Here is a 24,341-nt window from a genome sequence, read left to right as displayed (position 1 = left end):
ACCTCGAAAGGGTCGACTGTGACCATTTCTTTCAACCACACGATCGTCGCTGCCAAGAACAAGCAGGAGTCGGCGACATTCTTCACCACGTTGTTCGGATTGCCGGACGCCGTGCCTGCCGGCCACTTCCTGGCGGTCGCCCTCGACAACGGGGTGTCCCTCGACTTCGCGGAACCGCCGGTCGAATTCCCGCCGCAGCACTATGCGTTCCTCGTCGGCGAGGACGACTTCGACCGGATCTACGGTCTGATCGTCGAGTGGGGGCTCGAGCACTGGGCGGATCCGCGGCAGACGCTGCCGGGCACCATCAACACCAACGACGGCGGGCGGGGCGTCTACTTCCTCGACCCGTCCGGTCACTATCTGGAGATCATCACCCGCCCGTACGGGTCGGGCGGGTAGTCCGCGGCGGTCGCTAGTCTGGATTCTCGTGGAGACGAGCAGGACTACCCCGACGCGCGCCGGTATCGAGATCGCCTACCGGGACAGTGGCGAGTCCTCGGTGCCGGGGTTGTCGGGCGTCCATCCCGTGCCGGTGGTTCTGGTGCACGGGATGGGCGGTGACGGCGGCACCTGGGACCGCTTTGCCCGCGCACTCGTCGCCCGCGGGCGACGAGTGCTCGTCGTGGATCTGCGGGGGCACGGTCGCAGTGCCCGCGCCGCGTCGTATCTGTTCGAGGAGTTCGGTGCCGACGTGGTGGAGGTGTGCGACAACCTCGGGCTGACGCGGGTGGATCTCGTCGGGCATTCGCTCGGTGGTCATGCCGCATCGCTCGCGGCCCAGGCCAGACCCGGGCTGGTTCGCCGGCTGGTGATCGAGGAGGCCCCGCTCCCGTTGCGTCCCGGTGACCCGGAACAGGTTTTCGCGAATCGGCTGCCGTCGCTGCCGGAACTGTGGCACGCGACGACGAGCCTGATCCGGCATCCGCGGGCCGCGTTCGCGTTCGACCGGTCGATGACGGGCTCGGCGCTCGAGCAGTTCCGCCGCCCGGATCCGTTGTGGTGGGACAGATTGCCGGACATCGAGGCCGACACGCTGATCCTGCGGGGCGGTCCGGGCGGAATGGTGGATCCGCGCAGACTCGAGTCCGCGGTGGCGGCGATACCGAACTGCCGGGTGGTGGTGTTCCGTAGCGGGCACAGCATTCACCGCGACCGTTACGACGACTTCGCGGCGGCGGTGCTGCCGTTCTTGATGAAGCTCGAGACGAGCTGACAAAAAGTCCGAAAATGTAAACCGCGACGGCTTCGACAGGACTAGCGTGGGAACCGAAGCGGGGGCTCGGAACGGGCCGGTTGTCAGACGAGCGCCCCGAAGCTGCGGGGCGTCCGACGGCGTCTTCCGCACGTCCGGAAGAAGGTCAACGATGTCGACACTCACGCCTGGACGCCCCTTTGCGCCCGGCAGGCAAGGGTTCAGCTCGCTCCGCGCCGGGGGCCTCAACTGGGACGCGTTCCCGTTGCGGCTGTTCACGAAGGGCAACGCCAAGTTCTGGAATCCCACGGACCTCGACTTCAGCCGGGACGCGGAGGACTGGGAGGGGCTGAACTCGGAGCAGCAGCGCAACTCCACGTATCTGGTCGCACAGTTCATCGCCGGTGAGGAAGCGGTCACCGAGGACATCCAGCCGTTCATGAAGGCGATGGCCGCCGAGGGGCGCTTCGGGGACGAGATGTATCTGACGCAGTTCTGTTTCGAGGAGGCCAAGCACACCCAGGTGTTCCGGCTGTGGATGGACGCGGTGGGCCTGACACGCGACCTGCATCCCTTCGTCGCCGAGAACCCGTACTACCGGCAGTTGTTCTACGAGGAGCTGCCGGGATCGCTGAAGGTGCTCGAGACCGATCCCAGTCCGGCCAATCAGGTGCGGGCCAGCGTCACCTACAACCACGTCATCGAGGGCAGTCTCGCGCTCACCGGGTACTACGCCTGGCAGAAGGTGTGCACGACGCGCGGGATCCTGCCGGGCATGCAGGAGCTCGTCCGCAGGATCGGCGACGACGAACGACGCCACATGGCGTGGGGAACGTTCACCTGTCGCCGGCACGTCGCCGCCGACGACAGCAACTGGGGTGTCGTCCAGGAGCGGATGGCGGAGCTGATGCCGATGGCACTGGGCATGATCGACTGGGTCAACAAGCAATTCGAGGTCCAGCCGTACGGGCTCGACGACCAGGAGTTCATCGCGTACGCCGCGGACCGGGCGCAGCGCCGGCTGGGGGCGATCGAGTCGGCGCGGGGACGCCCGGTCGAGGAGATCGATCTGGACTATTCACCCGAGGCCCTCGAGGAGAAGTTCGGCGAGGAGGACGCCAAGGCGATGTCCGAGGCCGCCGGCTGAGGCACGCGCCGCGGTGACAGATGGCAGGATCGGCTCATGGCGCTCACCGCACTCGACCGCAGACTCCTCGGCTGGTCTGCAGCATTCGTGATCTCGCAGGCGAACATCGTCCGGCTACTCGGCCCGGTGGCACCCCGGCTCGCCGACATCCAGACCGCCCGGTCCGCCCGGTCCTACACGGCGATCCTCGACGCAATGTCCGCTGCAGACAGGGCGCGCTACCGCAGCCACTACTACCCGGACTTCGTCCATCCCCTGATCTACGCGGTCGCGTTGCGCACGGGCGCACGACGTCTGGCGGAGCTGACACCACTCTCGGCGAGATCGCAGAAAGCGCTGGCGGCGGCCCCGGTGATCTCCGCGGCAGGCGACTACGCCGAGAACGTCGTCGGGCTGTATCTGCTGTCCCATCGCGAGCACATCACCGACGCGACCGTGCGCACCACCAGTGCGGTCAGCATCACCAAATGGGTGCTGGCGCTCGGGACGCTCGGATATCTGTCCCAGGGATTCGTCCGGGTCTGGGCGGGACAGCTGTTCTCCCGCTAGATTCGGGCACATGTGTGCTGCCGAGCTCAGCGTCGAGTACTTCTCCGGACCGGCCGAGTTCCGGGAATGGCTCGGCGCTCATCACGACTCCTCACCGGGCATCTGGCTGAAGATGGCCAAGAAGGGGTCGGCGCATTCGTCGATCAACTACGACCAGGCTCTCCAGGTCGCGCTGTGCTACGGCTGGATCGACAGCCAGGTCCGCCGCGTCGACGACGACTTCTTCGTGCAGCGGTTCACCCCGCGCTCGTCGCGGAGTCCGTGGTCGAAGCGGAACCGGGAGTTCGCGGAGAAACTCGCCGAGGCAGGTCTCCTCGAGCCCGGGGGCGCGGCGGAGGTGGAGCGGGCCAGGGCGGACGGTCGCTGGGACCGCGCGTACGCGGGACAGAAGGCGGCGGAGATACCGCAGGACTTCCTGGACGCCCTCGCGCAGAATCCCGAGGCCGAGGCCTTCTACGCGACACTCGACAGCCACAACCGGTACGCCGTCTACTTCCGCCTGCAGGACGCCACCCGCCCGGAGACGCGTGCGCGCCGCATCGAGAAGTTCGTCCAGCAGTTGTCGGAGCGCAGGAAGTTCCATGACTGACCGATTTTCCCGACTGACACAATGGCATCGTGCCTGACACGATCACCGCCACCTGCTCTGCTCTGTCCGCGACCGACGAACCCCTCGCGGGCACCGCTGCGCATGTCACGGGCTGGGTGTGCCTGGAGTTCCCCGGCGCGTGGGGCCGGGACGTACTCGACGGCACCGCGCTCGGACCGGACCTGGCCCGTGAGCTGGACGCCCGCGCCGACGCCGCCGGGGTGCGGGTCATGTTCATCCGCCGGCCGGGCCGCAGCACCGCGGCCCCGGATCAACGGACGGTGCTGCTGGCGCAGTCGCATCCCGCGCGGTCGTGGTGCGAGCGGCTCGAGATCGGCTTCCCGGAAGACCTGCTCGACCTGGACCTCGGGCTGATCGCGGGGACCGCACCCGGTCTGGGCACACCGGTGACGGACCCGGTCGTGCTGGTGTGCGCGCACGGGAAGAGGGATCAGTGCTGCGCCGTCCTCGGACGGCCGGTCGCGGCCGGCCTGGCCGCGGAGTTCGGCGACGCGGTGTGGGAGTGCTCGCACACGGGTGGGCACCGGTTCGCGCCCTCGCTGATCCTGCTGCCGACGGGGTACACCTACGGCCGGTTGTCGACGCAGGAGAGTGTCGACGCGGTCCGCGCCGCCGCCCGGGGCGAGGTGTACCCGACCGGGCTGCGCGGCCGCAGCTGCTGGGACGCACCGGGGCAGGTGGCGGAACTCGCCGTCCGCGATCTCGTGGACGTGGCCGCGGACGAGCTCACGGTGGACGCGAACTCGGTTGTCGCGCATCGCGACGGGCGCCGCTGGGTGGTCGACCTGGAGGAGTGGGAGCTGCCGCCCCGGCCGGCGAGTTGCGGGGCGGCGCCGAAGCCGGTGCGACCCGTCGTCGCCACCGGAGTCCGCGCCCTCGCCCCCTGACTCGGTCACCAGTGGGTGCCGGGCACCAGCCTTCCGACCTTCCGGGCGGCGCGGCCGAGGACCGACGACGGGTGGTGCCTAGGTTCCGGCGTGTGCTGAGGTGCCGGCGCCGCGTCGTCCGTGCTCTGCCCCTTCGCCGCCGGGGAATCGGGGAACATGCGATACATCTGGTGCATCACGCGATCCTTGACGGCGGGTGCGAAGACGTGGCCAAGTTCCCCGAGCGTGCCGGTCGGGACGTCGATGCGCTTGGGGCGTTCGATCAGCGCCCGGACGACCATTGCCGCCGCCTTCTCCGGGGAGGTGATCGGTCCGATGTTGTACCGGCCGGTGGGTGCGATCATCGGCGTCTCGACCAGTGGCATGTGGATGGTGGTGAACGTGATTCCGTCCGAGAGGGTTTCGGACGCCGCGACGTCGGTGAAGCCGTCGAGGGCCGACTTGCTGGCGACGTAGGCGGCGAACCGCGGCGTCGCGCCCTGGACCCCGGCGCTGCTGATGTTGACGATGTGCCCGTACCGCCGCTCGCGCATCTGCGGGAGGAAGGCGAGGACGAGCCGGACCGCGCCGAAGTAGTTGACGGCCATGGTCCGCTCGAAATCGTGGAGCCGGTCCGTGGAGTGGTAGAGGCCCCGCCGGATCGACCGGCCGGCGTTGTTGACGAGCATGTCGACGTGATCGTGCTCGGCGAGAACTGCTTTGACGGTGTGCTCGACCGACTCCTCGTCGGTGATGTCGCAGGGGTACCCGTAGGCGTCGCCGCCCGCCGCACGGATCTCGGCCACCACGGCGTCGAGTTCCTCGGTGCGCCGGGCGAGGAGAATGACCTTCGCGCCCTTGCGGGCCGTCGCGATCGCGGAACTCCGGCCGATTCCGGACGACGCCCCGGTGATCACCACGTGCCTGCCCACGAGCGGTCCGGCCGGGTGGGGCCTGCGCGCTCGATCCGGGTCGAGGTTCTCACGCCAGTACGACCACAGCCTGTCGGCGTACGACGCGAACCGGGGGACGTCGATGCCTGTGCCGCGCAGCGCCTCCCGGGTGTCCTCGTTCACGAACACCGTGGGCAGCGTCATGTTCTCGACGAGCACGGGCGGGATGCCGAGAGCGCCGAGCACCACCTTGCGGCCCGTGTCGAGGGCCGAGTGGGGGGTGGGAGTGAGGAAGGGGCGGACGAGTCCGCCGGGGAGTCCGGCCGCGGGATGCGGTGCACCGGCGGCCTTGGCGAGCGCGGCGTAGATCTCGCGGACCGGCTGGGGGCGCGGATGGACGAGATGGAACGTCTGGCCGTCCCGTCCCGGTGCCGACATCAACTCCACGATGGCCGCGGCCACGTAGTCGACGGGGACGACGTTGGTCGAGCCGATCCGGGGGACGGCCACGGGCAGGGCCGCGGGGAGTTTCGCGAGCGCCGCGATGGCGGGGAAGAGGTAGTACGGGCCGTCGATCTTGTCCACCTCGCCGGTGACCGAACTGCCGACCACCGCGGAGGGGCGGTAGATTCGCCACCGCAGTCCGCCGGCTTCCCGGACCAGCTTCTCCGCCTCGAACTTGGTGCGGTGATACGGGGTGGGGAACCCCTGCCCGAGATCGAAATCGGTTTCCCTGAACGGACCTTCGTGGTCCCCCGCGACGGCGATGGACGAGACGTGGTGCAGCGTCGCATCCAGTTCCCGGGCCAGCGCGATCACCGAGCGGGTGCCGTCGACGTTCGTGGTGGCCTGTTCGTCGCCCGCCGTGAGGTCGTAGATCGCGCCGAGATGCAGGACGTGGTCGGCCGCCGGCGCCGAGGTGAGTCCGAGGCCGGGCTCGGTCAGGTCGCCGATCAGCGGATGCACGCGTTCGCCGCCCGGCATGCCGTCGACGAGCGCCTCCCAGCGCGCGACGGACGCGCGCCGGACGAGGACGTGGATCTCGGCTGATGCATCGCGGTCGAGGATCAGGGGCAGCACGTGCCGACCCAGGAAGCCGGTTCCGCCGGTGACGAGGTAGGTGGACATGACCCGAACTTACTCCAAAGTAAGATAATGCACTAGTGGCCCAGACCCACCTTGGCGTGCACCTTCTTCATCCAGGCCGGAGCCCACCAGTTGGCCTCGCCCATCAGCTTCACGAGGGACGGAACGAGGAGCATGCGGACCACCGTCGCGTCGACGATAAGTGCGACGATCATCCCCACACCGAGGAACCGCATGATCGACAGACCGGAGATGGTGAACGCTCCGGTCACCACCACGAGCAGCAGCGCCGCGGCCGTCACGATGCGGCCCGTGCGCTCGGTGCCGAAGCGCACCGCCTCCTCCGTGGTCGCGCCTGCCTCGTGCGCCTCGACCATGCGTGACATCAGGAACACCTCGTAGTCGGTCGACAGGCCGAAGACCACGGCGAGGATGAGGACCACGAACGTCGCCTCGAGCGGTGCCGGACTGACCCCGAGCAGACTCGCGCCGTGGCCCAGCTCGAAGATCCACGTGAGCACACCGAACGTGGCGGCGAGGCTCAGCCCCGCCATCGCGACCGCCTTGATCGGCAGCACCACCGAGCCGAACGCCAGGAACAGCAGCACGAGCGTCGACCCCACCATGATCGCGATCATCACCGGCATCCAGTGCACGATCGCCGCGTTCCCGTCGTCGACGGTCGCCTGACCGCCGCCGACGAGGAGTTCGGTTCCCTCGGGTGGCGTGATGGCCCGGAGTCCGGCCACCGCCGCGCTCTGGTCGTCGGTGGTGACGCCCTCGGAGTAGACGGCCTGGACCGCGACCAGTTCGTTGCCGGACGCGACGACGGTGGCCGCCCCGATGCCCTCCACCCGGCCGGCGGCCTGGGCGACCGCGGCGCCGTCGGCGGCGGTCGGGGCGGTGCCGTCGGTGCCCCGGAGAATGAGAGTGGCGCCGTTTCCGGTGGTCGGAAATTCGGTGGTGAGAGTGTCGGTGGCGATGCGGGCGGGATCGTTCTCCGGCAGCGTCGTGTACGTGACCTCGCCGAGCGATGCGCTGAGCAGGGGCGAGGCGAGGACCATCAACCCCGCGACGATGCCGACCGCGATGGCGACCGGCCGCCGCATCACCCAGGTGACGACGGAGCCCCAGAACTTGCGGGCGCGAACCTCCCCGCGCCGCGCCGCATCCTTGCGCCAGGTCAGTGCGTTGATGCGATGACCCAGGATCGCGAGCAGCGCCGGGACCGCGGTGAGCGATAGCAGCGCCGCGCTCGCGACCGCGGCCATCGCACCGAACCCGAGCGACTTGATCACGTCCTGCGGAAACACGAGCATGCCCGAGAACGCGCACACGAGAAGCAGACCGGAGAACAGCACGGTGCGGCCCGCGGTCAGGACGGTGCGCCGGGTCGCCTCCGCGACGTCGGCGCCGGACTCCAGTTCCTCGCGGAAACGTCCGACGATGAACAGGCCGTAGTCGATCGCGAGCCCCAGGCCGAGCAGGGACGCCACGTTGATCGCGAACGAACTGACGTCGGTGAACAGGGTCAGCAGACGCAGGGTGGCCAGGGCGCTGAAGATCGAGAGCAGCCCGACGAACACCGGAACGGCCGCGGCCACCAGACCGCCGAAGATGAAGACCAGCAACACGAGAGTGATCGGGAGCGCGATCGCCTCGGCCAGCACCAGGTCCTGTTGCAGCCGGTTGTTGAACGCCACACCCACCACCGAATTGCCCGCGAACTCGGTGTCGATGCCCTCCACCTCGAGCTTCGGCAACAGGTCGTCGAACGTGGCGGCGGTGATCCCGGCGTCGGGGTCGACGGTGATCGCGGCCGACGCCTTGGTGCCGTCCTCCGACACCATCAGCTGCTTTCTCGCCGCGTCCGCGGTCCAGTACGAGGTCACCGAGTACGTCGGCACCTCGGCGGCGAACCGGTCGAGACTCGCGGTGACCTCGGGGCCGATGTCGTCCAGGGTCTTCCCCTCGGGTGCCGTGTAGATGGCGATGATGTCCGGCGTCTGCGGACCCAGGTTGTCCTGGACGATCCGGGCCACTTCGGCGGATTCGCTACCGGGATCGGTGAACCCGCCCGAGCTGAGTTTCGCGAAGACACCGGTGCCCCACACGCCGCTCACCAGAACGGCGACGACGGCGAGGCTCAGGACCCACCATTTGCGTGAAACAACGGTCGAGGCCCAACGTGTCATGCGTCATCTCCGGCGTGTCTGGGGCGGGCAGCTGCGACTGCCGACTGTAGTGCGGATCGGGGTGTCACCGGCGGGGGTGTGACGCGGCTCCCGGCAAATCGTGCATACTCGGCATCGCACTTGCAGCCACACGCACGGGGGAAGCCGGTCCGAATCCGGCGCTGACCCGCAACGGTAGGCCACCAGATCATTTCGGTGGCGAGCCCGATTACCCGACGTGGGGTGTGCGACATCCTTTTCGTCGTGGTCTACGAAGCGGAGTCCTGCAGGCGCCGCACCGGGCGTCTGCTGACTTCTCATTCGTGGCTCTGAGCCGCAATGAGGTTTACATGCACGGTCAGTTGTTCAGAAGTACCGGTCTGGTCACGCTCGCGGTGGCCGCGCTGGTGGCCGCGCTGGTGGTCGCCGGGTGTTCGCGCGGGGAGTCCGTGGGGCAGACCGCTTCCGCAGAATCCTTCGCCGAGCCGGTGTCCGTCACCAACTGCGATCGAACGGAGACGTTCGACGCCCCGCCCCAGCGCATCGTCAGCATGAACGATCACGTCACCGAGGTGCTGATCGAGATGGGGGCCGGCGACCGCATCGTCGGCACAGGGTACGGCGACGCGACCCCGCTGCCCGAGTTCGCGGACGCCTTCGCGAAGATCCCGAAACTCGCGAAGGAATACCCGACCCGGGAGCAGATCCTCGACCTCGACCCCGACCTGGTGGTCGGCGGAATGCGGAGCGCGTTCGACGAGAAGGAGGGGCGGTCGCGCGAATCCCTTGGCGACCAGGGCATTCCCACCTTCCTGTTCTCCGAGTACTGCGGGCAGGGCTTCCCGGACATCGGTCTGCTGCGCAGCGACTACCAGCAGCTCGGCGAGATCCTCGGAGACCCCGACCGGGCGCGGGCGATCACCGACCGGGTGACGTCCGGGTTGCAGGCCGTGCGCGACGAGATCGCGGGCGCCGCCCCGGTTCCGACGTTCTTCTACGATTCCGGCGAGGACGTCCCGCTGACGATCGGCGGTGTGGGAGTCGGCCAGCTCATCGCGGACCACGCGGGTGCGGCCAACCTCTTCGCCGAAGGGGAGAAGCCGTATTCGAAGTCCACCTGGGAGATCATCGGTGAACGCGTCCCGGAGGCGATCGTCGTCCTCGACTACGGCACGACGAGTGCGCAGGCGAAGATCGACTTCCTGAAGTCGCACCCGATCATGTCGACGACACCCGCCGTGAAGGCCGGCCGCTTCGTGGTGGTGCCGCTCGACGACTTCTTCGAGAGCCCGCGCCTGGTGCGGTCGGTGGAGACGATCGCGCGGGCACTTCATCCGGACGACGTCGGCGCGCGATGACTGTCACCGCAGAACGTGCGGCACCACCGGCGCAGGCACCACACCCGGCCCGCGCACGCCTCGGTTTCGCGGGCCTGACGGTGCTGCTCGTGCTGACAACCCTGTTCGTCGTCGGCCTCGCGGTGTCGTTCGGTTCCGTGCGCATCCCGGTCGGCGACGTGTGGGCGATCGTCGCGCACCGCGTGGCCCCCGGCGCATTCGAGTCCTGGTGGTCACAGGCGCGGGAGTCGATCGTCCTCGACTCCCGGCTGCCGCGGGCGCTGACCGCGGCGACCGTCGGTGCGGCGCTGGCCCTCGCAGGCGCCGTGGCGCAGGCGGTGACCCGCAATCCGCTGGCCGATCCCTATCTGCTCGGCGTGTCCTCGGGTGCCGGTTTCGGCGTGGTGGTGGTGACGGTGCTCGGGCTCGGGGTGGGAGCGCTGGGCGCGTTCACCGTTCCCGTCGCGGCGTTCCTGGGCGCGATGGTGCCGCTGTTCCTGTCGCTGGCGATCGGCGGACGGTATCCGCAGCCGACGGCCGTCATCCTCGTGGGCGTCGCGTCGGCGCAGGTGTTCTCGGCTCTCATCACGTTCTCGATTCTGGTCGTCGCGGACGAGCATCAACTGAGTTCGGTGATGTACTGGCTGGCGGGCGGTTTCGGCGACTCGCGCTGGTCGACGGCGATCTTCCCGGCCGTGGCACTCGCGACGGTCGGGGCCGCGATGATGCTGAGCGCGAGCCGCATCGACCTGCTGCAGGCGGGAGACGACGGCGCCGCCGCCCTCGGCATGAACGTGCGACGCTTCCGCGTCGTGCAGTTGCTCGGTGTGTCGATGCTGGCCGGGGCCGCCGTGTCCGTCGCAGGCGGCATCGGCTTCATCGGTCTGCTGGTGCCGCACCTGGCCGGGTACGTCGTGGGCGCCCGGGCGGTCAGGCTGCTGCCCGTCGCCGCATTCCTCGGCGCGATCGCGATGGTCGCGGCGGACACGGCCGCGCGGTCGGTCGCGCACAGCATCGAGGTCCCGGTGGGCGTCGTCACCGCGCTCGTGGGAGCGCCGATCTTCGTGTGGATGCTCTACCGGCAGTATCGGAGGGCCGAACAGTGACCGCGCTGAGTCTGCAACGTGTCCGCGCCGAACTCGGGTCGCGGGAAGTGCTGCACGGTGTCGACTTCTCCGCGCGTCCCGGTGAGGTGCTGGCGTTGGTCGGGCCCAACGGTTCCGGCAAGACCACCGCGCTGCGCTGCTGCTACCGCGCGCTCACCCCGACCGGGGGCGCCGTCGCCGTCGACGGAACGGACACCGCCGATCTGGGCCGGCGGGAACTGGCCCGCACGATCGGGGCGAGCACCCAGGAGCCGCGGGTGTCCGCGGGACTGACCGTGCGCGAATCCGTTTCGCTCGGACGTATCCCGCACCGGGGCTGGTTCGAACGGGCGACCGGCGCCGACAGTGAGATCGTCGAGACGTGCATACGTCAGGTCGGGCTGGCCGAACTCGCGGATCGCGACGTCCAGGCGCTGTCGGGCGGGGAGCGTCAACGGGTGTCGATCGCCCGGGCGCTCGCGCAGCAGCCGAGGGTCCTGCTGCTCGACGAACCCACCAACCACCTCGACCTGCGGCATCAGCTGACGGTGATGAACCTGCTGCGTGACCTCGCGTGCGACGGTCTGGCGATCGTCGTGACCATGCACGACCTCCGGCTGGCCGTCGAGTTCTGCGACACGCTGGCCGTGATGCACGATGGACGGGTGATCAGCACCGGTCCGCCCGCCGACGTGCTGGACGACGCCGTGCTCGGCGGGGTGTTCGGCATCCGCGCCGTCGTGCGGTCGACGCCGCGGCTGTCGATGGAGATCCTGGGGTTGGCCGATGGATGAGCAACTGCGGCGTGCGTACGAGCTGACCGCCCGCCGCGTCCCGATGATCGCCGACCAGATCGGGCAACCCGGCGCCTCCTCGTTCCCGGCCGTGCGCCTGACCGATCCCGGCTGGCTCGCAGACCGCGTCGCGGACACGGCGAGGCGGTGGGGCAGCGACGATCCCCGGGTCAACGGCACCCTGTGGTGGTACTCGGCCAGCTCGACCCTGACCGGGATTCCGATCGCGACCGCGCTCGTCACGGGGGTCGCCGCCCGGCCGCGGCTCGTCGACGCCGTGGCATTCCTGCGGGACGACGGGTATCTCGGCGGCCTGACCGCGTCGTCGGCACTGCCGGTCACCGAGGGGCTGTCCGAGCTGGCGTCCGAGATGGCCGCGGCGCTGACGCCGATCATCGACGCTCTCACCGCGGCGTCCGGGGTGCGGCAGGCGGCGATGTGGGCGATCACGACGGATTCGATCGCCAACCGGGCACTCGACGCGGGAACGGCGTGCGGCGATCGCGCACGCGGCAGCATCTTCGCCCGGGGGCTGGTGGACGCACTCCGCCGCGTCGGTGTGGTGATGCCGGACCCGCGGTTCGTCGACATCCGGGCCGGGGCACTGTCACGCCGGTTCACGCAGCGGGCGTCGTGTTGCCTGATCTACGAGACCCCCGGGTCGGGCAAGTGTGTGAGCTGCCCGAGGAGGCCGGCCGAGGACCGTCTGAAAGGTCTGGCCGCGCTCGTGACGTGAGTCCGGGTGCCTGCGTTGACCGGTCCGCGGGTGTGATGGCAGACTGAAGGCGTTCGAACTCCCGTTCGAATGATGCGTCTTCCCCAGCGGCATCTTCCATGGTTTCGGCACGGCACGTGCGCGACATGAAGAGGTGTGCCAGATGGGTTGGGGAAACGGTCCGCCGACGTGGTCCGAGATGGAGCGCGTCCTGTCGGGCAGGCCGGGGAGGGTCAGCCCGGAGTCGCTGTACCCGGGCGACGGCGGCGACAGCCCCGCGTGGTCGCGCAAGCGGGGGGAGTACCGGGCGGGCCCGCAGGAGCGCACCGGCTCCACCGTTCCGTACGCCGAACTCCACGCGCATTCGGCGTTCAGTTTCCTCGACGGCGCCTCCCCGCCGGAAGAGTTGGTGGAGGAGGCCGTCCGGCTCGGTCTCGAGGCCATCGCACTCACCGACCACGACGGGTTCTACGGTGTGGTCCGGTTCGCGGAGGCGGCGAAGGAACTGAACATGCGCACCGTGTTCGGGTCCGAACTGACGTTGGACGACGCGCATCTGCTGGTACTGGCGCGAGGTCAGGAGGGATACCGGCGGCTCTCCCGGGAAATCGCGGCGGCGCATCTCGCGGGCGGGGAGAAGGGCAAGCTGCGCTACGACCTCGACCGTCTCACCGACGCGGCCGGGGGGCACTGGCAGATCCTGACCGGGTGCCGGAAGGGGCATGTGCGTCAGGCGCTGGCCGACGGTGGCCCGGACGCCGCGGCCACCCGGCTGCGGGAGCTGATCGACCGGTTCGGGGCCGACCGGGTCACGGTGGAACTCACCCATCACGGCATCGCGGAGGACGGTGAGCGCAACGCCGACCTCGCCGAACTCGCACAGCAGCACGGCCTTCGGGTGATCGCGTCCACGGCGGCGCACTTCGCGGGACCGCCGCGCCGGAGGCTGGCCATGGCGATGGCCGCCGTCCGGGCCCGGCAGAGCCTCGACGACGCGGCCGGGCACCTGGCGCCCGCCGGGGGAGCGCACCTGCGGTCCGGTGAGGAGATGGCGCACCTCTTCGCCGCGTACCCGGAAGCCGTCCGCGGTGCCGCGGACCTCGGCCTGGAGTGTGCGTTCGACCTGCGGCTCATCGCGCCGCAACTGCCACCGTTCGACGTGCCCGACGGGCACACCGAGGCGAGCTGGCTGCGTCAGCTCACGATGGACGGAGCCCGCCGACGTTACGGTGCGCCTGCGGCCCGGCCGGAGGCCTACCGGCAGATCGAGCACGAACTGGACATCATCACCGGGCTGAACTTCCCGGGCTACTTCCTGGTGGTCCACGACATCGTGTCGTTCTGCAAGAACAACGACATTCTCTGCCAGGGAAGGGGTTCGGCGGCCAACTCCGCCGTCTGTTACGCCATCGGCATCACCAACGTGGATCCCGTCCGCAACAAGCTGCTGTTCGAACGTTTCCTCTCGCCCGAACGCGACGGCCCGCCGGACATCGACGTCGACATCGAATCCGATCGGCGGGAGGAGGCCATCCAGCACGTCTACGCCAAGTACGGACGCCAGTACGCGGCGCAGGTGGCGAACGTCATCACGTACCGCGGCAAGTCCTCGGTGCGGGACATGGCCCGGGCGCTGGGTTTCTCGCAGGGGCAGCAGGACGCGTGGAGCAAACAGGTCAGTCGCTGGGGCGGCATCGGGAAGGAGGTCGGCACCGACATTCCGCCCGCCGTCCTCGAGCTGGCCGCTCAGATCGAGGGGTTTCCGCGGCACCTCGGCATCCACTCGGGCGGCATGGTGATCTGCGACCGGCCGATCGCCGACGTGTGCCCGGTGGAGTGGGCGCGCATGGAGAACCGCAGCGTTCTGCAGTGGGACAAGGACGATTGCGCGGCGGTGGGTCTGGTGAAGTTCGACATGCTGGGTCTCGGCATGCTCTCCGCGCTGCACTACATGATCGACCTCGTGGCCGAGCACAAGGGGATCGAGGTGGATCTGGCGCAGCTGGACCTCTCGGAGGAAGCCGTCTACGAGATGTTGCAGCGGGCGGACTCGGTGGGGGTCTTCCAGGTGGAGTCACGGGCCCAGATGGCCACCCTGCCGAGGCTGAAACCACGGAACTTCTACGACCTGGTGGTGGAGGTGGCGCTCATCCGTCCCGGTCCGATCCAGGGCGGATCGGTGCACCCGTATATCCGCCGTCGCAACAAGCTCGAACCGGTGACCTACGACCACCCGTCCCTGGAGAAGGCACTGAAGCGGACGCTGGGTGTGCCGCTGTTCCAGGAGCAGTTGATGCAGATGGCGGTCGACGTGGCGGGTTTCAGCCCGGCCGAGGCCGACCAGCTCCGCCGGGCCATGGGTTCCAAGCGGTCGCCCGAGAAGATGGAACGGTTGAGGGGGCGGCTCTACCAGGGCATGCGGGAGATGCACGGGATCGGTGACGACGTGGCCGACCGGATCTACGAGAAGCTGTACGCCTTCGCGAATTTCGGTTTCCCCGAAAGCCATTCGCAGAGTTTCGCCGCCCTGGTGTTCTATTCGTCGTGGTTCAAGCTCCATCACCCGGCGGCGTTCTGCGCCGGTCTGCTGCGGGCGCAGCCGATGGGCTTCTACTCGCCGCAGTCGCTGGTGGCCGACGCCCGCAGGCACGGGGTGCCGGTGCACGGCGCGGACATCAATGCGAGTCTCGCGCACGCCACCGTCGAGGCGGGCGGGACGGAGGTGCGTCTCGGGCTCGGGGAGGTGCGGCACATCGGGACCGCGCTGGCCGAGCGGATCGTCGAATCCCGCGGCGACGGAGGTCCGTACACGTCGTTCCTCGACCTCACCGGCCGGGTGGAACTGAGCACGGCGCAAGCCGAATCGCTGGCTACCGCAGGTGCTCTCGACAGTTTCGGGTTGTCCCGCCGGGAGGCGTTGTGGGCGGCGGGCGCCGCGGCGGGGGAGCGCCGCGACCGGCTGCCGGGGATCGGGGCATCCACCCGCGCGCCGACCCTGCCGGGGATGAGCGATCTCGAACTGGCCGCGGCGGACGTGTGGGCCACCGGGGTGTCACCGGACACGTACCCCACCCAGTTCCTGCGCCCGCAACTCGACGCGCTGGGGGTGATCCCGGCGGCGCACCTGCTCGATGTCCCCGACGGCGACCGGGTTCTGGTGGGTGGGGCGGTGACCCACCGGCAGCGCCCGGCGACGGCCGCGGGGGTCACGTTCATCAACCTCGAGGACGAGACCGGGATGGTCAACGTGGTGTGTTCGGTGGGGTTGTGGGCGAAGTACCGCAAGCTCGCCAACACGGCGCCCGCATTGCTGGTCCGCGGCAAGGTGCAGAACGCGGAGGGGGCGGTGACGGTGGTGGCGGATCGGCTGCAGCTGATGGATTTGCGGGTGTCCGCCAAATCCAGGGACTTCAGGTGAGCTGGCACCGCTAGCATTCGGACATGAGGAGATACGTCTTGTCGGCGATCGTCGTGGCTTCGCTGGCGCTCGCGGGGTGTGGTGGTTCCGGCAGCGATTCCTCCCAACCGTCGCCCGCCCCGACACCCGGGGACTCGAGCCAGATGGAAATCGGTGGCGCAGTACAGCAACCCGCGAAGGACCAGGCGCCCACCGACCGCCAGGAGATCATCACCGGTCAGGTCGCGCTCACGGCGGACGACCCGGTGGCGGTCGGCAGGCAGATCGTGGACAAGGTCGACGATCTGGGCGGACGCGTCGACCAGCTCACCGAACAGCCGGGCTCCGACGACCAGGACGCGAGCAGTTCCCTGACCATCCGGGTGCCCGCCGACTCGCTCACCCGGACGTTGGACGATCTGCGGGAACTGGGCAAGGTCACCAGCGTCAGCGTCACGAAGAGCGACGTGACGATGCAGTCGCAGGATCTCGACGCCCGGATCGGCGCGTTGACGGCGTCCGTCACCCGGCTGCAGGGGCTCATCACGTCGGCGGCGAACACCGCGGATCTGATCGAGGCCGAGAGGGCGTTGTCGGAGCGTCAGGGCGAACTGGACAGCCTCACCGCCCAGAAGCGGTCGCTGAGCGACCAGGTGGCATTGGCGACGCTCATGATCGACGTCACCACCACGGATGCCGAGCAGCCCAGTCCCGGTCCGGACAACTTCTGGGAAGGGCTCGTCGCGGGCTGGCACGCCCTGCTGTCTGCGATCAAGGGCGGTGCCGTGGTCGTGGGGGCGCTGATTCCCTGGTTCGGTTTCGTGGCCGTCATCGCACTGGTCGTGTACGGCGCGTACCGTCTGCGCCGGATGTACAACAGGCCGGCCGGCCCACCGCCGGGCCCGGCGCCGGAACGAGAAGAGGCGAAGACGCAATGATCGAAGTCGACCTGAATGCCCTGGACGGCGCGTTGGCGTCCGGTGCCCCCGTCATCGATGTGCGCGAGGCCGACGAGTACGCCCAGGCACGGGTGCCAGGTGTGACGCTGATTCCGCTCAGTGAGTTCGTCGCGCGCGTGGACGAGATCCCGGAAGCCGAGGTCGTCTACGTGATCTGCGGGGTGGGCGGCCGGAGCCTGCAGGCGGCGGAGTACCTGAACGCGCGGGGGATCAACGCCGTGTCGGTCGCGGGCGGGACGTCCGCGTGGATGCAGTCCGGACGCCCCGTCGAGTCGGGCGCGTGACACCCCGGGGCACCATTCCGGTCAGCGGACCGCGCTGAGGGCGTGGGCCGCGGGGTCCTCGCGGACCACGCGCCCACCCCGTTGCCCGGCGGCGTGCCTCAGTGTGCGGACCGCAACGGTGCTCCAGATCAGGACCAGCGCGCACCACAGGGTCACGCCGACGCCGACGATCACCACCGAGTCCAGTGCGACGCCGAGCGAGTTCGCACCCAGCGCGCAGGTGCCGACGGGGAACGTGAAACTCCACCAGCCGGGCGTGAACCCCAGCCCGCGGCGAAAGGCCTTGGCGGTCACCGTGACCAGCGTCACGAGGGCGAGGACGCCGAGTGCGCCAATGGTGGTCCCGTAGACCACGCCCACCGCGTGGAGCCAGGCGTGGCCGGATGCCCCGCCGAGCAGATTGATCGCCGCCACCGACTGGCCGATCACGCCGAGCGGAATCCACAGGGTGGGCACGAGCGGGGTGTCGGGGAGCCCGTTGCTCAGCAGATGGCGTCCGACGACGACGGCGACGGTCAATGCGGCGCTCAGCGCCAGCGCGAACAGCGTGTAGCAGAGCGCGAGCATCGCGATCTGGGCCGCGCCTTCCGGGAGGCGCTGGACCAGCGCGGCACCGGTGGCGGCCGACACCATCGGCGGCACGACGGGCATGAGCCAGGACGGCACCGGAGTCACCTGGTGAGGCCGGGCCAGTCGGCGCGCCATCACCACGTAGGTGACGAGCCCGATGACGGTTCCGATCGTCCACAGGGTGGCCGACGCGGCGACAGCGACACCACCGAGAAGTGCGCGGCCCGCGGATCCGGTGCCGGCGCCGACCGTCAGCACCGCCATCGACACGGCGCCGTAGAACGGGAACATCGTGTGGCTGCGCGCGTCCGCGAGTGCGTCGTCGCGGCGACGGATCCAGTGCCGCACCAGTGCGGTCGTCAGCACCACGAGCAGCGTCGCGGCGATCAGCCAGAAGATCTCGGCGGCCGTCCGGGCCACCGGACCGCCTGCCGGAAATGCCGCGGCGACGACTGCGACGATGCCGGTGCCCATCACTGCTGCGAACCAATTCGGGGTCATACCTAGAGCTTGCCGACGCATCGTCGTGGCCGGTAGAAGGCTTGTCGTTGAATACCCACAAATTGCGTTTGTGGGACTAGCCTTGGGTTGTGCCGCTGTCTCCCCGAGTACCCGAACTCAGTGCCCTCGACGTCCTGCTGTCCGTCGAGCGGCTCGGCAGCATGGGGGCGGCGGGGCGTGAACACGGGCTCAGCCAGCAGGCGGTCAGCGCCCGGGTGCGGTCGGCCGAGCGTCAGTTCGGCATCAAGGTGTTCAGCCGCGGTGCCAGCGGTGTGCGGCCCACGTCGGAAGGCGCGCTCATCCTCGAATGGGCGAGTCACATCCTCGCCACGGCCGAGGAACTGGCGTCGGGGGTCGCGGCGCTGCGCGGCGAACGGCAGGCCGGGCTGACGGTGGCGGCCAGCATGACGATCGCCGAGTACCTGGTTCCCGGGTGGACCGTCGCGATGCGGCGCAAGTACCCGAACGTGGTCACCAACGTGCGGCTGCTCAACTCGTCCGAGGTGACCGCCCGGGTGCTGTCCGGTGAGGCGGATCTCGGGTTCGTCGAGGGCCCGGACATTCCGGCTGGACTGCAGGTACGCGAGATCGGCCGCGACCACCTGGTGGTCGTGGTGCCGCCGGAGCACGAATGGGTCCGCCGGTCACCGATTCCCGTGTCCGAACTCGCCGCGACGCCGATGATCCAGCGTGAGTCCGGTTCCGGGACGCGCACCACCCTGGAGAACGCGGTGCCGCAGTGCGTTCCGCCGTTGCTGGAGCTGACGTCGTGCACGGCGGTGAAGGCAGCGGTCGTGGCGGGTAACGCTCCGGCGGTGCTGTCCTCGCTGGCGGTGGCCGCCGACTTGACGGATGGCCGCCTCGCCTCCGTTCAGGTGGAGGGGTTGACGCTTCCGCGGCGGCTCTCCGCCGTCTGGGACCCGGTGCGCGGCGTCCAGGGTGCGGCGCGCGACTTCCTCGACATCGCGCTCGGTGCCGGCGCGGCCGCGGGTGTCGGGACCGCAGCCGTCGGAGCTACAGCGCAGCCCCGCTGAATCCGTGCTGGCGCCACGCCTCGTACGTGACGAGGGCGGCGGCGTTCGACAGGTTCAGCGACCGGCGGCCGGGCAGCATGGGGATCCGCAGCCGCTCCGTCACGTGGGGATCGGCCAGCACCTCCTCCGACAGTCCAGTGGGTTCGGGACCGAACAGCAGAACGTCGCCGGGCTGGTAGGCGATGTCGGCGTACGACACGGTGGCGTGCGCGGTGAAGGCGTACACCCGCGCAGGCTCCAGCGCAGCCCAGGCCGCCTCCAGGTTCTCGTGCACGGTCACCGACGCCAGGTCGTGGTAGTCGAGTCCGGCACGTTTGAGTTTCGGCTCGGACAGGTCGAATCCGAGTGGACCCACGAGGTGCAGTTCACACCCGGTTCCTGCCACCATGCGGATGGCGTTGCCGGTGTTGGGTGGGATTCGGGGTTCGTGGAACATCACTCGGAACACCCGCACAGCTTAGGGGCACACCGCGAGGCGGCATGATGGACGCATGGATCCGGTAGAAGAGGTGGTGGGTGAGGACTACGGCGACGCACGACTCCCCGCGCAGAACTGGCAGCGGCGGCACTACACGAAATGCAACTTCCGCGACGCCGACCTGAGTGAACTCCGCACCGAGTCGGTGATCTTCACCGACTGCGATTTCACGGGCGCCGACCTCGCCGAGTCACATCATGTGCAGACGGCGTTCCGCTCGTGCTCGTTCACCAGAACAACGCTGTGGCACAGCGAGTTCCGCAACTGCAGCTTCCTCGGGTCGGAGTTCGACAACTGCCGGCTGCGCCCGATGGTCTTCGACGAATGCGATTTCACGCTCGCGTCGCTCGGCGGTGCCGACCTGCGCGGACTCGATTTCACGGACTGCCGGTTCCGGGAAGCCAACCTCGTCCGCACCGACCTCCGGCGCGCCGTGCTCCGGTCGGCGGATCTGTTCGGCGCCCGCACCGGCGGCGCGAAATTCGACGGCGCGGACCTGCGCGGCGCCCACGTCGACGCGAACCTGTGGACGGCGGTCTCGCTGGACAAGGCGCAGATCGAACTCACCCAGGCCATCGCGTACGCGACCGCCAACGGGCTCGTGGTGGAACCGACCTGACGCGTGTATGGCGAACCTGAGAGAATGGGGCACGTGACTGCAACGATCCTCGATGGCAAGGCGACCCGCGACGAGATTTTCGAAGACCTGAAGGTGCGGGTGAGCGCCCTGAAGGACAAGGGCATCACGCCCGGTCTCGGCACCGTTCTGGTGGGGGACGACCCGGGGTCGGCCGCCTACGTGCGCGGGAAGCACAACGACTGCGCGAAGGTCGGGATCACCTCGATCCGCCGCGACCTGCCCGGCGACATCACGCAGGAGAAGCTCGACGCCACCATCGACGAGCTCAACGCCAACCCGGACTGCACCGGCTACATCGTGCAGCTCCCGCTGCCGAAGCAGCTCGACGAGAACGCCGCCCTCGAGCGCATCGACCCCGACAAGGACGCCGACGGCCTGCACCCGGTCAACCTGGGCCGGCTGGTGCTGGGCAAGGAAGCGCCGCTGCCGTGCACGCCGCGCGGAATCCTGCACCTGCTGCGCCGGTACGAGGTGCCGATCGAGGGGGCACACGTCGTCGTCGTCGGTCGCGGTGTCACCGTGGGCCGCCCGATCGGTCTGCTGTTCACCCGGCGCAGCGAGAACGCCACCGTCACCCTCTGCCACACCCGTACGCGAGACCTCGGAGCGGAGGTCCGCCGCGCCGACATCGTGATCGCGGCGGCGGGCGTTCCCGGTCTGGTCACGGCCGACATGGTCAAGCCCGGTGCCGCGGTGCTCGACGTGGGTGTGAGCCGCACCGCGGACGGACTGCGCGGCGACGTTGCGGCGGATGTCGCCGAGGTCGCCGGCTTCCTGTCCCCGAACCCCGGTGGCGTCGGGCCGCTCACCCGTGCCTTCCTGCTGACCAACGTCGTGGAGCGGGCCGAGCGTGTCGCAGCGTCTCTCGGCTGAGATGGCCGACTGGGGGCAGTTCGCGAAGAAGAATCTGCCGATGCTCGCAGTCCTGGTCGTCATCGTCGTGGCCGTCGTGTTCGTGCTCGCGGATCGGTGGCGACGAGGCGCGTTCGTGTTCGGCGTCGCCACGCTGCTCGCGGCGGTATTCCGGTTGATGATGCCGTCGGAGCGCGTCGGACTGCTCGCGGTGCGCAGCAAGCCTTTCGACGTGGGTGCGCTGGTGGCCGTCGGGGGCGCAATCGTGTGGCTGGCCGTGTCGATCGACCCGCTCGGAACCGACTAGCGGTCCGAGCGGGTGTCGTCCCGCACGGGGGTCAGCGCCCCGCGCGGGCCAGTTGCATCGTCTCGGAGAGCAGTTTCGCGACGGCGGCGGCCTCGGTGAGGAACCCGTCGTGGCCGTCCCGTGAGTTGAGGACCCGCAGACCGTCGCAGGTGGGGATGTCGTTGGCCAGATCCTCCTGCAGGCGGATCGGGTACAGGCGGTCGGAGTCGACGCCGCCCACGATGACGGGTGCGGTGATCGTCCCCAGCGCCGCGGCGATGCCACCGCGACCGCGGCCCACGTCGTGCCGGTTCATGGCCTCGGACAGCAGCACGTATGTGCTCGGGTCGAACCTGCCGACCAGCTTGTCGGCCTGGTGCTGGAGGTAGCTCTCGACGGCGTACCGGCCGCCGCGCCACGGGTCCTCGCCGTCCTGCGGCGAGTTCGCGAACCGGGAGTCGAGTTCGGCCTCGCTGCGGTAGGTCAGGTGCGCGATCCGGCGGGCGATGCGCAGTCCGGCCCGGGGGATCCGGCCGGTGTCGTGATAGTCGCCGCCCTGCCAGTCGGGGTCGCTGGTGATGGCCGCGATCTGGGTGGTCTGTGTGCCGATCTGGTCGGCGGTCGCGCGGGCGCCGACCGCGAGAACGAGCGCGGACGCCACCTGGTCCGGGTAGGTGACGGCCCACTCGAGCGCGCGCATTCCGCCCATCGAACCGCCGACGACGGACGCCAGCTTGTCGATGCCCAGCAGGTCGGTGAACTTCTTCTCGGCCGCGATCTGGTCGCGGATGGAGATCTCCGGGAAACGGCTGCCCCACGGGCGCCCGTCCTCGGCGATCGAACCGGGACCGGTGGTGCCGCGGCAGCCACCGAGGACATTGGTCGCGATGACGCACCATTCGTCGGTGTCGATCGGCGCACCCGGACCGACCATCCCGGTCCACCAGCCGGGGGAGGGGTGTTCGTCGGTGACGGGTCCGGTGACGTGCGAGTCGCCGGTGAGGGCGTGCTCGACGAGCACCACGTTGTCCCGGTTCGGGGACAACTCACCCCATCGCTGCACGGCGAGGGACACCGACGGGATCACTGTTCCGCTCTCGAGCTCGAGCGATCCGATGTCGATGGTGCCGAGACGTCCGTCCGCCACGGGCAGGTTCTGTACAGCGCTCACGGTCAAGATGCCGCCGCCGTGAGTCCGGTCTCGATATCGGCGATGATGTCGTCGATCCCTTCGATGCCTACAGCCAGGCGGACCAGTCCGGGGGTGACGCCGCTGGCGGCCTGCTCCTCGGGGGTCAGCTGGGAGTGTGTGGTGGACGCCGGGTGGATCACCAGCGAGCGGACGTCGCCGATGTTCGCGACGTGACTGTGCAGGGTGAGCGCGTTGACGAACTTCTTGCCCGCGTCGATGCCGCCGGCGAGTTCGAACGTCACGATCGCGCCCGCACCCCGCGGCGCGATCTGCTTCGCCCGGTCGTGCCAGGGCGACGACGGAAGCCCGGCGTATCCGACGGACACGACCTCCGGCCGCGCCTCCAGGTACTGGGCGACGGCGGTCGCGTTGGACACGTGCCGTTCCATGCGAAGGCTCAGCGTCTCGAGACCCTGGGCGATGAGGAACGCGTTGAACGGGGAGATCGCCGAGCCGAGGTCGCGGAGCAGCTGCACGCGCGCCTTGAGGGCGAAGGCAGGCGGTCCGAGTTCGGAGTAGACGACGCCGTGGTAGCTCGGGTCCGGGGTGGTGAAGTTGCCGTGGCGGCCCTGGGTCCAGTCGAACGTGCCGCCGTCGACGATGACACCGGCGATCGCCGTGCCGTGGCCACCGAGGTACTTGGTGGCGGAGTGCACCACGATGTCCGCACCGTGCTCGAGGGGGCGGATCAGGTAGGGGGTGGCCACCGTGTTGTCGACGATCAGCGGGAGCCCGTGCTGATGGGCGATCCCGGAGATGCCCGGCAGGTCGAGGACGTCGTTGCGGGGGTTGGAGATGGTCTCGCCGTAGAACGCCTTCGTGTTGTCCCGGATCGCGTCCTTCCACTGCTCGAGGTCGTCGGGGTCCTCGACGAACGAGACCTCGATGCCGAGCTTGGGCAGCGTGTAGTGGAAGAGGTTGTAGGTGCCGCCGTACAGCCGCGGGCTGGAGACGATGTGGTCGCCCGCCTCGGCGAGGTTCAGGATCGCGATCGTCTCGGCGGCCTGTCCGGAGGACAGCAGCAGGGCGGCGACGCCGCCTTCGAGGGCGGCGATGCGCTGCTCGACCGCGTCCTGGGTGGGGTTCATGATGCGGGTGTAGATGTTGCCCGGCTCGGCCAGACCGAACAGCGCGGCAGCGTGATCGGTGCTGTCGAACGTGTACGAGGTGGTCTGGTAGATCGGCAGCGCCCGCGCCTTGGTGGTCGCGTCGGACGTCTGCCCGGCGTGGATCTGCTTGGTCTCGAACGACCAGTTCTCGGTCATGTGCTGTCTACTCCAGTGGTCTGACGAGGCGCGACGGAGTTGCTGGTTCGTTCGCGCGCAGGGCTTGTCTGGGGTCTATCTACGACAACAACAACACATCATGAACCTCCGATGTCGGACCCGCGCTTGTCACCCGACTGTTGTATGAATCAGGGAACCAGGTCATCACCCGGGGCACCCCACCGCGGTGGAGGGTTGCCGGCCAGCTAGCCGGGGCTCGTTGCTGGCACTCATGACCTGGAGTGAATCTTAGCGGCTGGGGTGGAACGACCGGAAACGGCACCGATCAGGGCCACTAGCAGGGAAAAGTTACCCGTGAGTAGGGATGGCCTCCGTGCCCCAGGTGTTGCGAGCGTGGCGCATAGCAGTACGCTTGTCTTGTTTACGTGCGGTCTCCCAGCGGCCGCCTTGACCGTCTACGTTTGAAAAGCG

23 protein-coding genes and 2 riboswitches are annotated in these 24,341 nt (G+C 69.2%); of the genes, 17 read left to right on the top strand and 6 right to left on the bottom strand.

The window, feature by feature from the left end; genetic code table 11:
• Positions 1 to 18: 18 nt before the first annotated feature.
• The 6 genes from ACNJ7E_RS28730 (at position 19) to ACNJ7E_RS28705 (ending at position 4,388) form a co-directional block, all read left to right on the top strand.
• A complete protein-coding gene (locus ACNJ7E_RS28730; protein ID WP_280782678.1) occupies positions 19 to 402 on the top strand; it encodes a VOC family protein in 384 nt (127 codons plus the stop codon).
• A 28-nt stretch (positions 403 to 430) separates the two neighbouring features.
• Positions 431 to 1,216 (top strand): alpha/beta fold hydrolase, encoded by a 786-nt coding sequence (locus ACNJ7E_RS28725; protein WP_418341581.1) that lies wholly within the window; start codon positions 431 to 433, stop codon positions 1,214 to 1,216.
• 151 nt (positions 1,217 to 1,367) lie between these two features.
• Positions 1,368 to 2,342 carry a R2-like ligand-binding oxidase gene (locus ACNJ7E_RS28720; protein WP_105420556.1) on the top strand — a complete coding sequence of 325 codons (975 nt, stop codon included), beginning with the start codon at positions 1,368 to 1,370 and terminating at the stop codon, positions 2,340 to 2,342.
• 36 nt (positions 2,343 to 2,378) lie between these two features.
• Positions 2,379 to 2,891, top strand: a complete 513-nt coding sequence (locus tag ACNJ7E_RS28715) for a hypothetical protein (protein WP_418341580.1) — start codon at positions 2,379 to 2,381, stop codon at positions 2,889 to 2,891.
• Positions 2,892 to 2,901: 10 nt separating this feature from the next.
• Positions 2,902 to 3,480 (top strand): YdeI/OmpD-associated family protein, encoded by a 579-nt coding sequence (locus ACNJ7E_RS28710; RefSeq protein ID WP_418341579.1) that lies wholly within the window; start codon positions 2,902 to 2,904, stop codon positions 3,478 to 3,480.
• 29 nt (positions 3,481 to 3,509) lie between these two features.
• Entirely contained in the window at positions 3,510 to 4,388 is an 879-nt protein-coding gene (locus tag ACNJ7E_RS28705; RefSeq protein WP_280782681.1) for a ferredoxin family protein, read from the top strand.
• 5 nt (positions 4,389 to 4,393) lie between these two features.
• Here the strand turns inward: ACNJ7E_RS28705 and ACNJ7E_RS28700 are convergent, their stop codons facing one another.
• Positions 4,394 to 6,388 carry an SDR family oxidoreductase gene (locus ACNJ7E_RS28700; RefSeq protein ID WP_280782682.1) on the bottom strand — a complete coding sequence of 665 codons (1,995 nt, stop codon included), beginning with the start codon at positions 6,386 to 6,388 and terminating at the stop codon, positions 4,394 to 4,396.
• A 32-nt stretch (positions 6,389 to 6,420) separates the two neighbouring features.
• Positions 6,421 to 8,541, bottom strand: a complete 2,121-nt coding sequence (locus tag ACNJ7E_RS28695) for an MMPL family transporter (RefSeq protein WP_280782683.1) — start codon at positions 8,539 to 8,541, stop codon at positions 6,421 to 6,423.
• A gap of 95 nt (positions 8,542 to 8,636) precedes the next feature.
• Positions 8,637 to 8,775, top strand: a riboswitch (cobalamin riboswitch).
• A 95-nt stretch (positions 8,776 to 8,870) separates the two neighbouring features.
• Between ACNJ7E_RS28695 and ACNJ7E_RS28690 the strand changes: the two genes are divergently transcribed.
• The 7 genes from ACNJ7E_RS28690 to ACNJ7E_RS28660 all read left to right on the top strand — a co-directional run bounded on the left by ACNJ7E_RS28690 (position 8,871) and on the right by ACNJ7E_RS28660 (position 17,091).
• The gene (locus ACNJ7E_RS28690) at positions 8,871 to 9,878 is read left to right on the top strand and encodes an ABC transporter substrate-binding protein (protein ID WP_418341578.1); all 1,008 of its coding nucleotides are present in this window, start codon (positions 8,871 to 8,873) and stop codon (positions 9,876 to 9,878) included.
• Positions 9,875 to 10,963: a FecCD family ABC transporter permease gene (locus ACNJ7E_RS28685; protein ID WP_418341577.1), complete on the top strand. Its 1,089-nt coding sequence runs from the start codon at positions 9,875 to 9,877 to the stop codon at positions 10,961 to 10,963. The genes ACNJ7E_RS28690 and ACNJ7E_RS28685 overlap by 4 nt, the downstream gene beginning before the upstream one ends.
• Positions 10,960 to 11,736, top strand: coding sequence for an ABC transporter ATP-binding protein (locus ACNJ7E_RS28680; RefSeq protein ID WP_418341576.1), 777 nt, complete (start codon positions 10,960 to 10,962; stop codon positions 11,734 to 11,736). Before ACNJ7E_RS28685 ends, ACNJ7E_RS28680 begins: the two co-directional genes overlap by 4 nt.
• Complete coding sequence (locus ACNJ7E_RS28675; RefSeq protein WP_418341575.1) at positions 11,729 to 12,472, top strand: (2Fe-2S)-binding protein; 744 nt, start codon at positions 11,729 to 11,731, stop codon at positions 12,470 to 12,472. Before ACNJ7E_RS28680 ends, ACNJ7E_RS28675 begins: the two co-directional genes overlap by 8 nt.
• 142 nt (positions 12,473 to 12,614) lie before the next feature.
• A complete protein-coding gene (locus tag ACNJ7E_RS28670; protein WP_418341574.1) occupies positions 12,615 to 15,869 on the top strand; it encodes an error-prone DNA polymerase in 3,255 nt (1,084 codons plus the stop codon).
• Positions 15,870 to 15,892: 23 nt separating this feature from the next.
• The gene (locus ACNJ7E_RS28665; protein ID WP_280782689.1) at positions 15,893 to 16,786 is read left to right on the top strand and encodes a DUF4349 domain-containing protein; all 894 of its coding nucleotides are present in this window, start codon (positions 15,893 to 15,895) and stop codon (positions 16,784 to 16,786) included.
• Positions 16,783 to 17,091, top strand: a complete 309-nt coding sequence (locus ACNJ7E_RS28660) for a rhodanese-like domain-containing protein (protein ID WP_005257071.1) — start codon at positions 16,783 to 16,785, stop codon at positions 17,089 to 17,091. The genes ACNJ7E_RS28665 and ACNJ7E_RS28660 overlap by 4 nt, the downstream gene beginning before the upstream one ends.
• 21 nt (positions 17,092 to 17,112) lie before the next feature.
• Here ACNJ7E_RS28660 and ACNJ7E_RS28655 read toward each other — a convergent pair whose 3' ends face one another.
• A complete protein-coding gene (locus tag ACNJ7E_RS28655; RefSeq protein WP_280782690.1) occupies positions 17,113 to 18,162 on the bottom strand; it encodes a TDT family transporter in 1,050 nt (349 codons plus the stop codon).
• A gap of 89 nt (positions 18,163 to 18,251) precedes the next feature.
• Between ACNJ7E_RS28655 and ACNJ7E_RS28650 the strand changes: the two genes are divergently transcribed.
• Positions 18,252 to 19,196, top strand: a complete 945-nt coding sequence (locus ACNJ7E_RS28650; RefSeq protein WP_280782691.1) for a LysR family transcriptional regulator — start codon at positions 18,252 to 18,254, stop codon at positions 19,194 to 19,196.
• Here ACNJ7E_RS28650 and ACNJ7E_RS28645 read toward each other — a convergent pair.
• Positions 19,177 to 19,644 carry a tRNA (cytidine(34)-2'-O)-methyltransferase gene (locus tag ACNJ7E_RS28645; RefSeq protein WP_025432262.1) on the bottom strand — a complete coding sequence of 156 codons (468 nt, stop codon included), beginning with the start codon at positions 19,642 to 19,644 and terminating at the stop codon, positions 19,177 to 19,179. The two genes, ACNJ7E_RS28650 and ACNJ7E_RS28645, sit on opposite strands and share 20 nt — an antisense overlap.
• Positions 19,645 to 19,687: 43 nt before the next feature.
• Between ACNJ7E_RS28645 and ACNJ7E_RS28640 the strand changes: the two genes are divergently transcribed.
• From ACNJ7E_RS28640 to ACNJ7E_RS28630, 3 genes are read left to right on the top strand one after another with little or no spacing between them, the layout of a single operon-like run.
• Positions 19,688 to 20,293, top strand: coding sequence for a pentapeptide repeat-containing protein (locus ACNJ7E_RS28640; RefSeq protein ID WP_280782692.1), 606 nt, complete (start codon positions 19,688 to 19,690; stop codon positions 20,291 to 20,293).
• 33 nt (positions 20,294 to 20,326) lie between these two features.
• On the top strand, positions 20,327 to 21,187 hold the full coding sequence (locus tag ACNJ7E_RS28635) for a bifunctional methylenetetrahydrofolate dehydrogenase/methenyltetrahydrofolate cyclohydrolase (protein WP_198602216.1): 861 nt from the start codon (positions 20,327 to 20,329) through the stop codon (positions 21,185 to 21,187).
• 1 nt (position 21,188) lies between these two features.
• The gene (locus ACNJ7E_RS28630; protein ID WP_005239865.1) at positions 21,189 to 21,473 is read left to right on the top strand and encodes a DUF3017 domain-containing protein; all 285 of its coding nucleotides are present in this window, start codon (positions 21,189 to 21,191) and stop codon (positions 21,471 to 21,473) included.
• 31 nt (positions 21,474 to 21,504) lie between these two features.
• On the opposite strand, the gene metX is transcribed toward ACNJ7E_RS28630, so the two are convergent.
• Together metX and ACNJ7E_RS28620 are read right to left on the bottom strand one after the other, a co-directional pair.
• Complete coding sequence (metX, locus tag ACNJ7E_RS28625) at positions 21,505 to 22,629, bottom strand: homoserine O-acetyltransferase MetX (protein ID WP_280782693.1); 1,125 nt, start codon at positions 22,627 to 22,629, stop codon at positions 21,505 to 21,507.
• Positions 22,626 to 23,909 (bottom strand): bifunctional o-acetylhomoserine/o-acetylserine sulfhydrylase, encoded by a 1,284-nt coding sequence (locus ACNJ7E_RS28620; protein ID WP_105420521.1) that lies wholly within the window; start codon positions 23,907 to 23,909, stop codon positions 22,626 to 22,628. Before ACNJ7E_RS28620 ends, metX begins: the two co-directional genes overlap by 4 nt.
• A gap of 117 nt (positions 23,910 to 24,026) precedes the next feature.
• Positions 24,027 to 24,147, bottom strand: a riboswitch (SAM riboswitch).
• Between the last annotated feature and the right edge of the window lie 194 nt (positions 24,148 to 24,341).

Source organism: Rhodococcus mengyinensis (genome assembly GCF_048381435.1).
GTDB classification, from domain to species: domain Bacteria; phylum Actinomycetota; class Actinomycetes; order Mycobacteriales; family Mycobacteriaceae; genus Rhodococcus_F; species Rhodococcus_F opacus_D.
This window is presented reverse-complemented; position numbering and strand designations above follow the sequence as displayed.

Coding starts and splice junctions, on each gene's coding strand:
- ACNJ7E_RS28720 (WP_105420556.1), top strand. CDS start 1,368: ATGTCGACACTCACGCCTGGACGCCCCTTTGCGCCCGGCAGGCAAGGG.
- ACNJ7E_RS28715 (WP_418341580.1), top strand. CDS start 2,379: ATGGCGCTCACCGCACTCGACCGCAGACTCCTCGGCTGGTCTGCAGCA.
- ACNJ7E_RS28710 (WP_418341579.1), top strand. CDS start 2,902: ATGTGTGCTGCCGAGCTCAGCGTCGAGTACTTCTCCGGACCGGCCGAG.
- ACNJ7E_RS28700 (WP_280782682.1), bottom strand. CDS start 6,388: ATGTCCACCTACCTCGTCACCGGCGGAACCGGCTTCCTGGGTCGGCAC.
- ACNJ7E_RS28695 (WP_280782683.1), bottom strand. CDS start 8,541: ATGACACGTTGGGCCTCGACCGTTGTTTCACGCAAATGGTGGGTCCTG.
- ACNJ7E_RS28690 (WP_418341578.1), top strand. CDS start 8,871: ATGCACGGTCAGTTGTTCAGAAGTACCGGTCTGGTCACGCTCGCGGTG.
- ACNJ7E_RS28685 (WP_418341577.1), top strand. CDS start 9,875: ATGACTGTCACCGCAGAACGTGCGGCACCACCGGCGCAGGCACCACAC.
- ACNJ7E_RS28675 (WP_418341575.1), top strand. CDS start 11,729: ATGGATGAGCAACTGCGGCGTGCGTACGAGCTGACCGCCCGCCGCGTC.
- ACNJ7E_RS28670 (WP_418341574.1), top strand. CDS start 12,615: ATGGGTTGGGGAAACGGTCCGCCGACGTGGTCCGAGATGGAGCGCGTC.
- ACNJ7E_RS28665 (WP_280782689.1), top strand. CDS start 15,893: ATGAGGAGATACGTCTTGTCGGCGATCGTCGTGGCTTCGCTGGCGCTC.
- ACNJ7E_RS28660 (WP_005257071.1), top strand. CDS start 16,783: ATGATCGAAGTCGACCTGAATGCCCTGGACGGCGCGTTGGCGTCCGGT.
- ACNJ7E_RS28655 (WP_280782690.1), bottom strand. CDS start 18,162: ATGACCCCGAATTGGTTCGCAGCAGTGATGGGCACCGGCATCGTCGCA.
- ACNJ7E_RS28640 (WP_280782692.1), top strand. CDS start 19,688: ATGGATCCGGTAGAAGAGGTGGTGGGTGAGGACTACGGCGACGCACGA.
- ACNJ7E_RS28630 (WP_005239865.1), top strand. CDS start 21,189: ATGGCCGACTGGGGGCAGTTCGCGAAGAAGAATCTGCCGATGCTCGCA.
- ACNJ7E_RS28620 (WP_105420521.1), bottom strand. CDS start 23,909: ATGACCGAGAACTGGTCGTTCGAGACCAAGCAGATCCACGCCGGGCAG.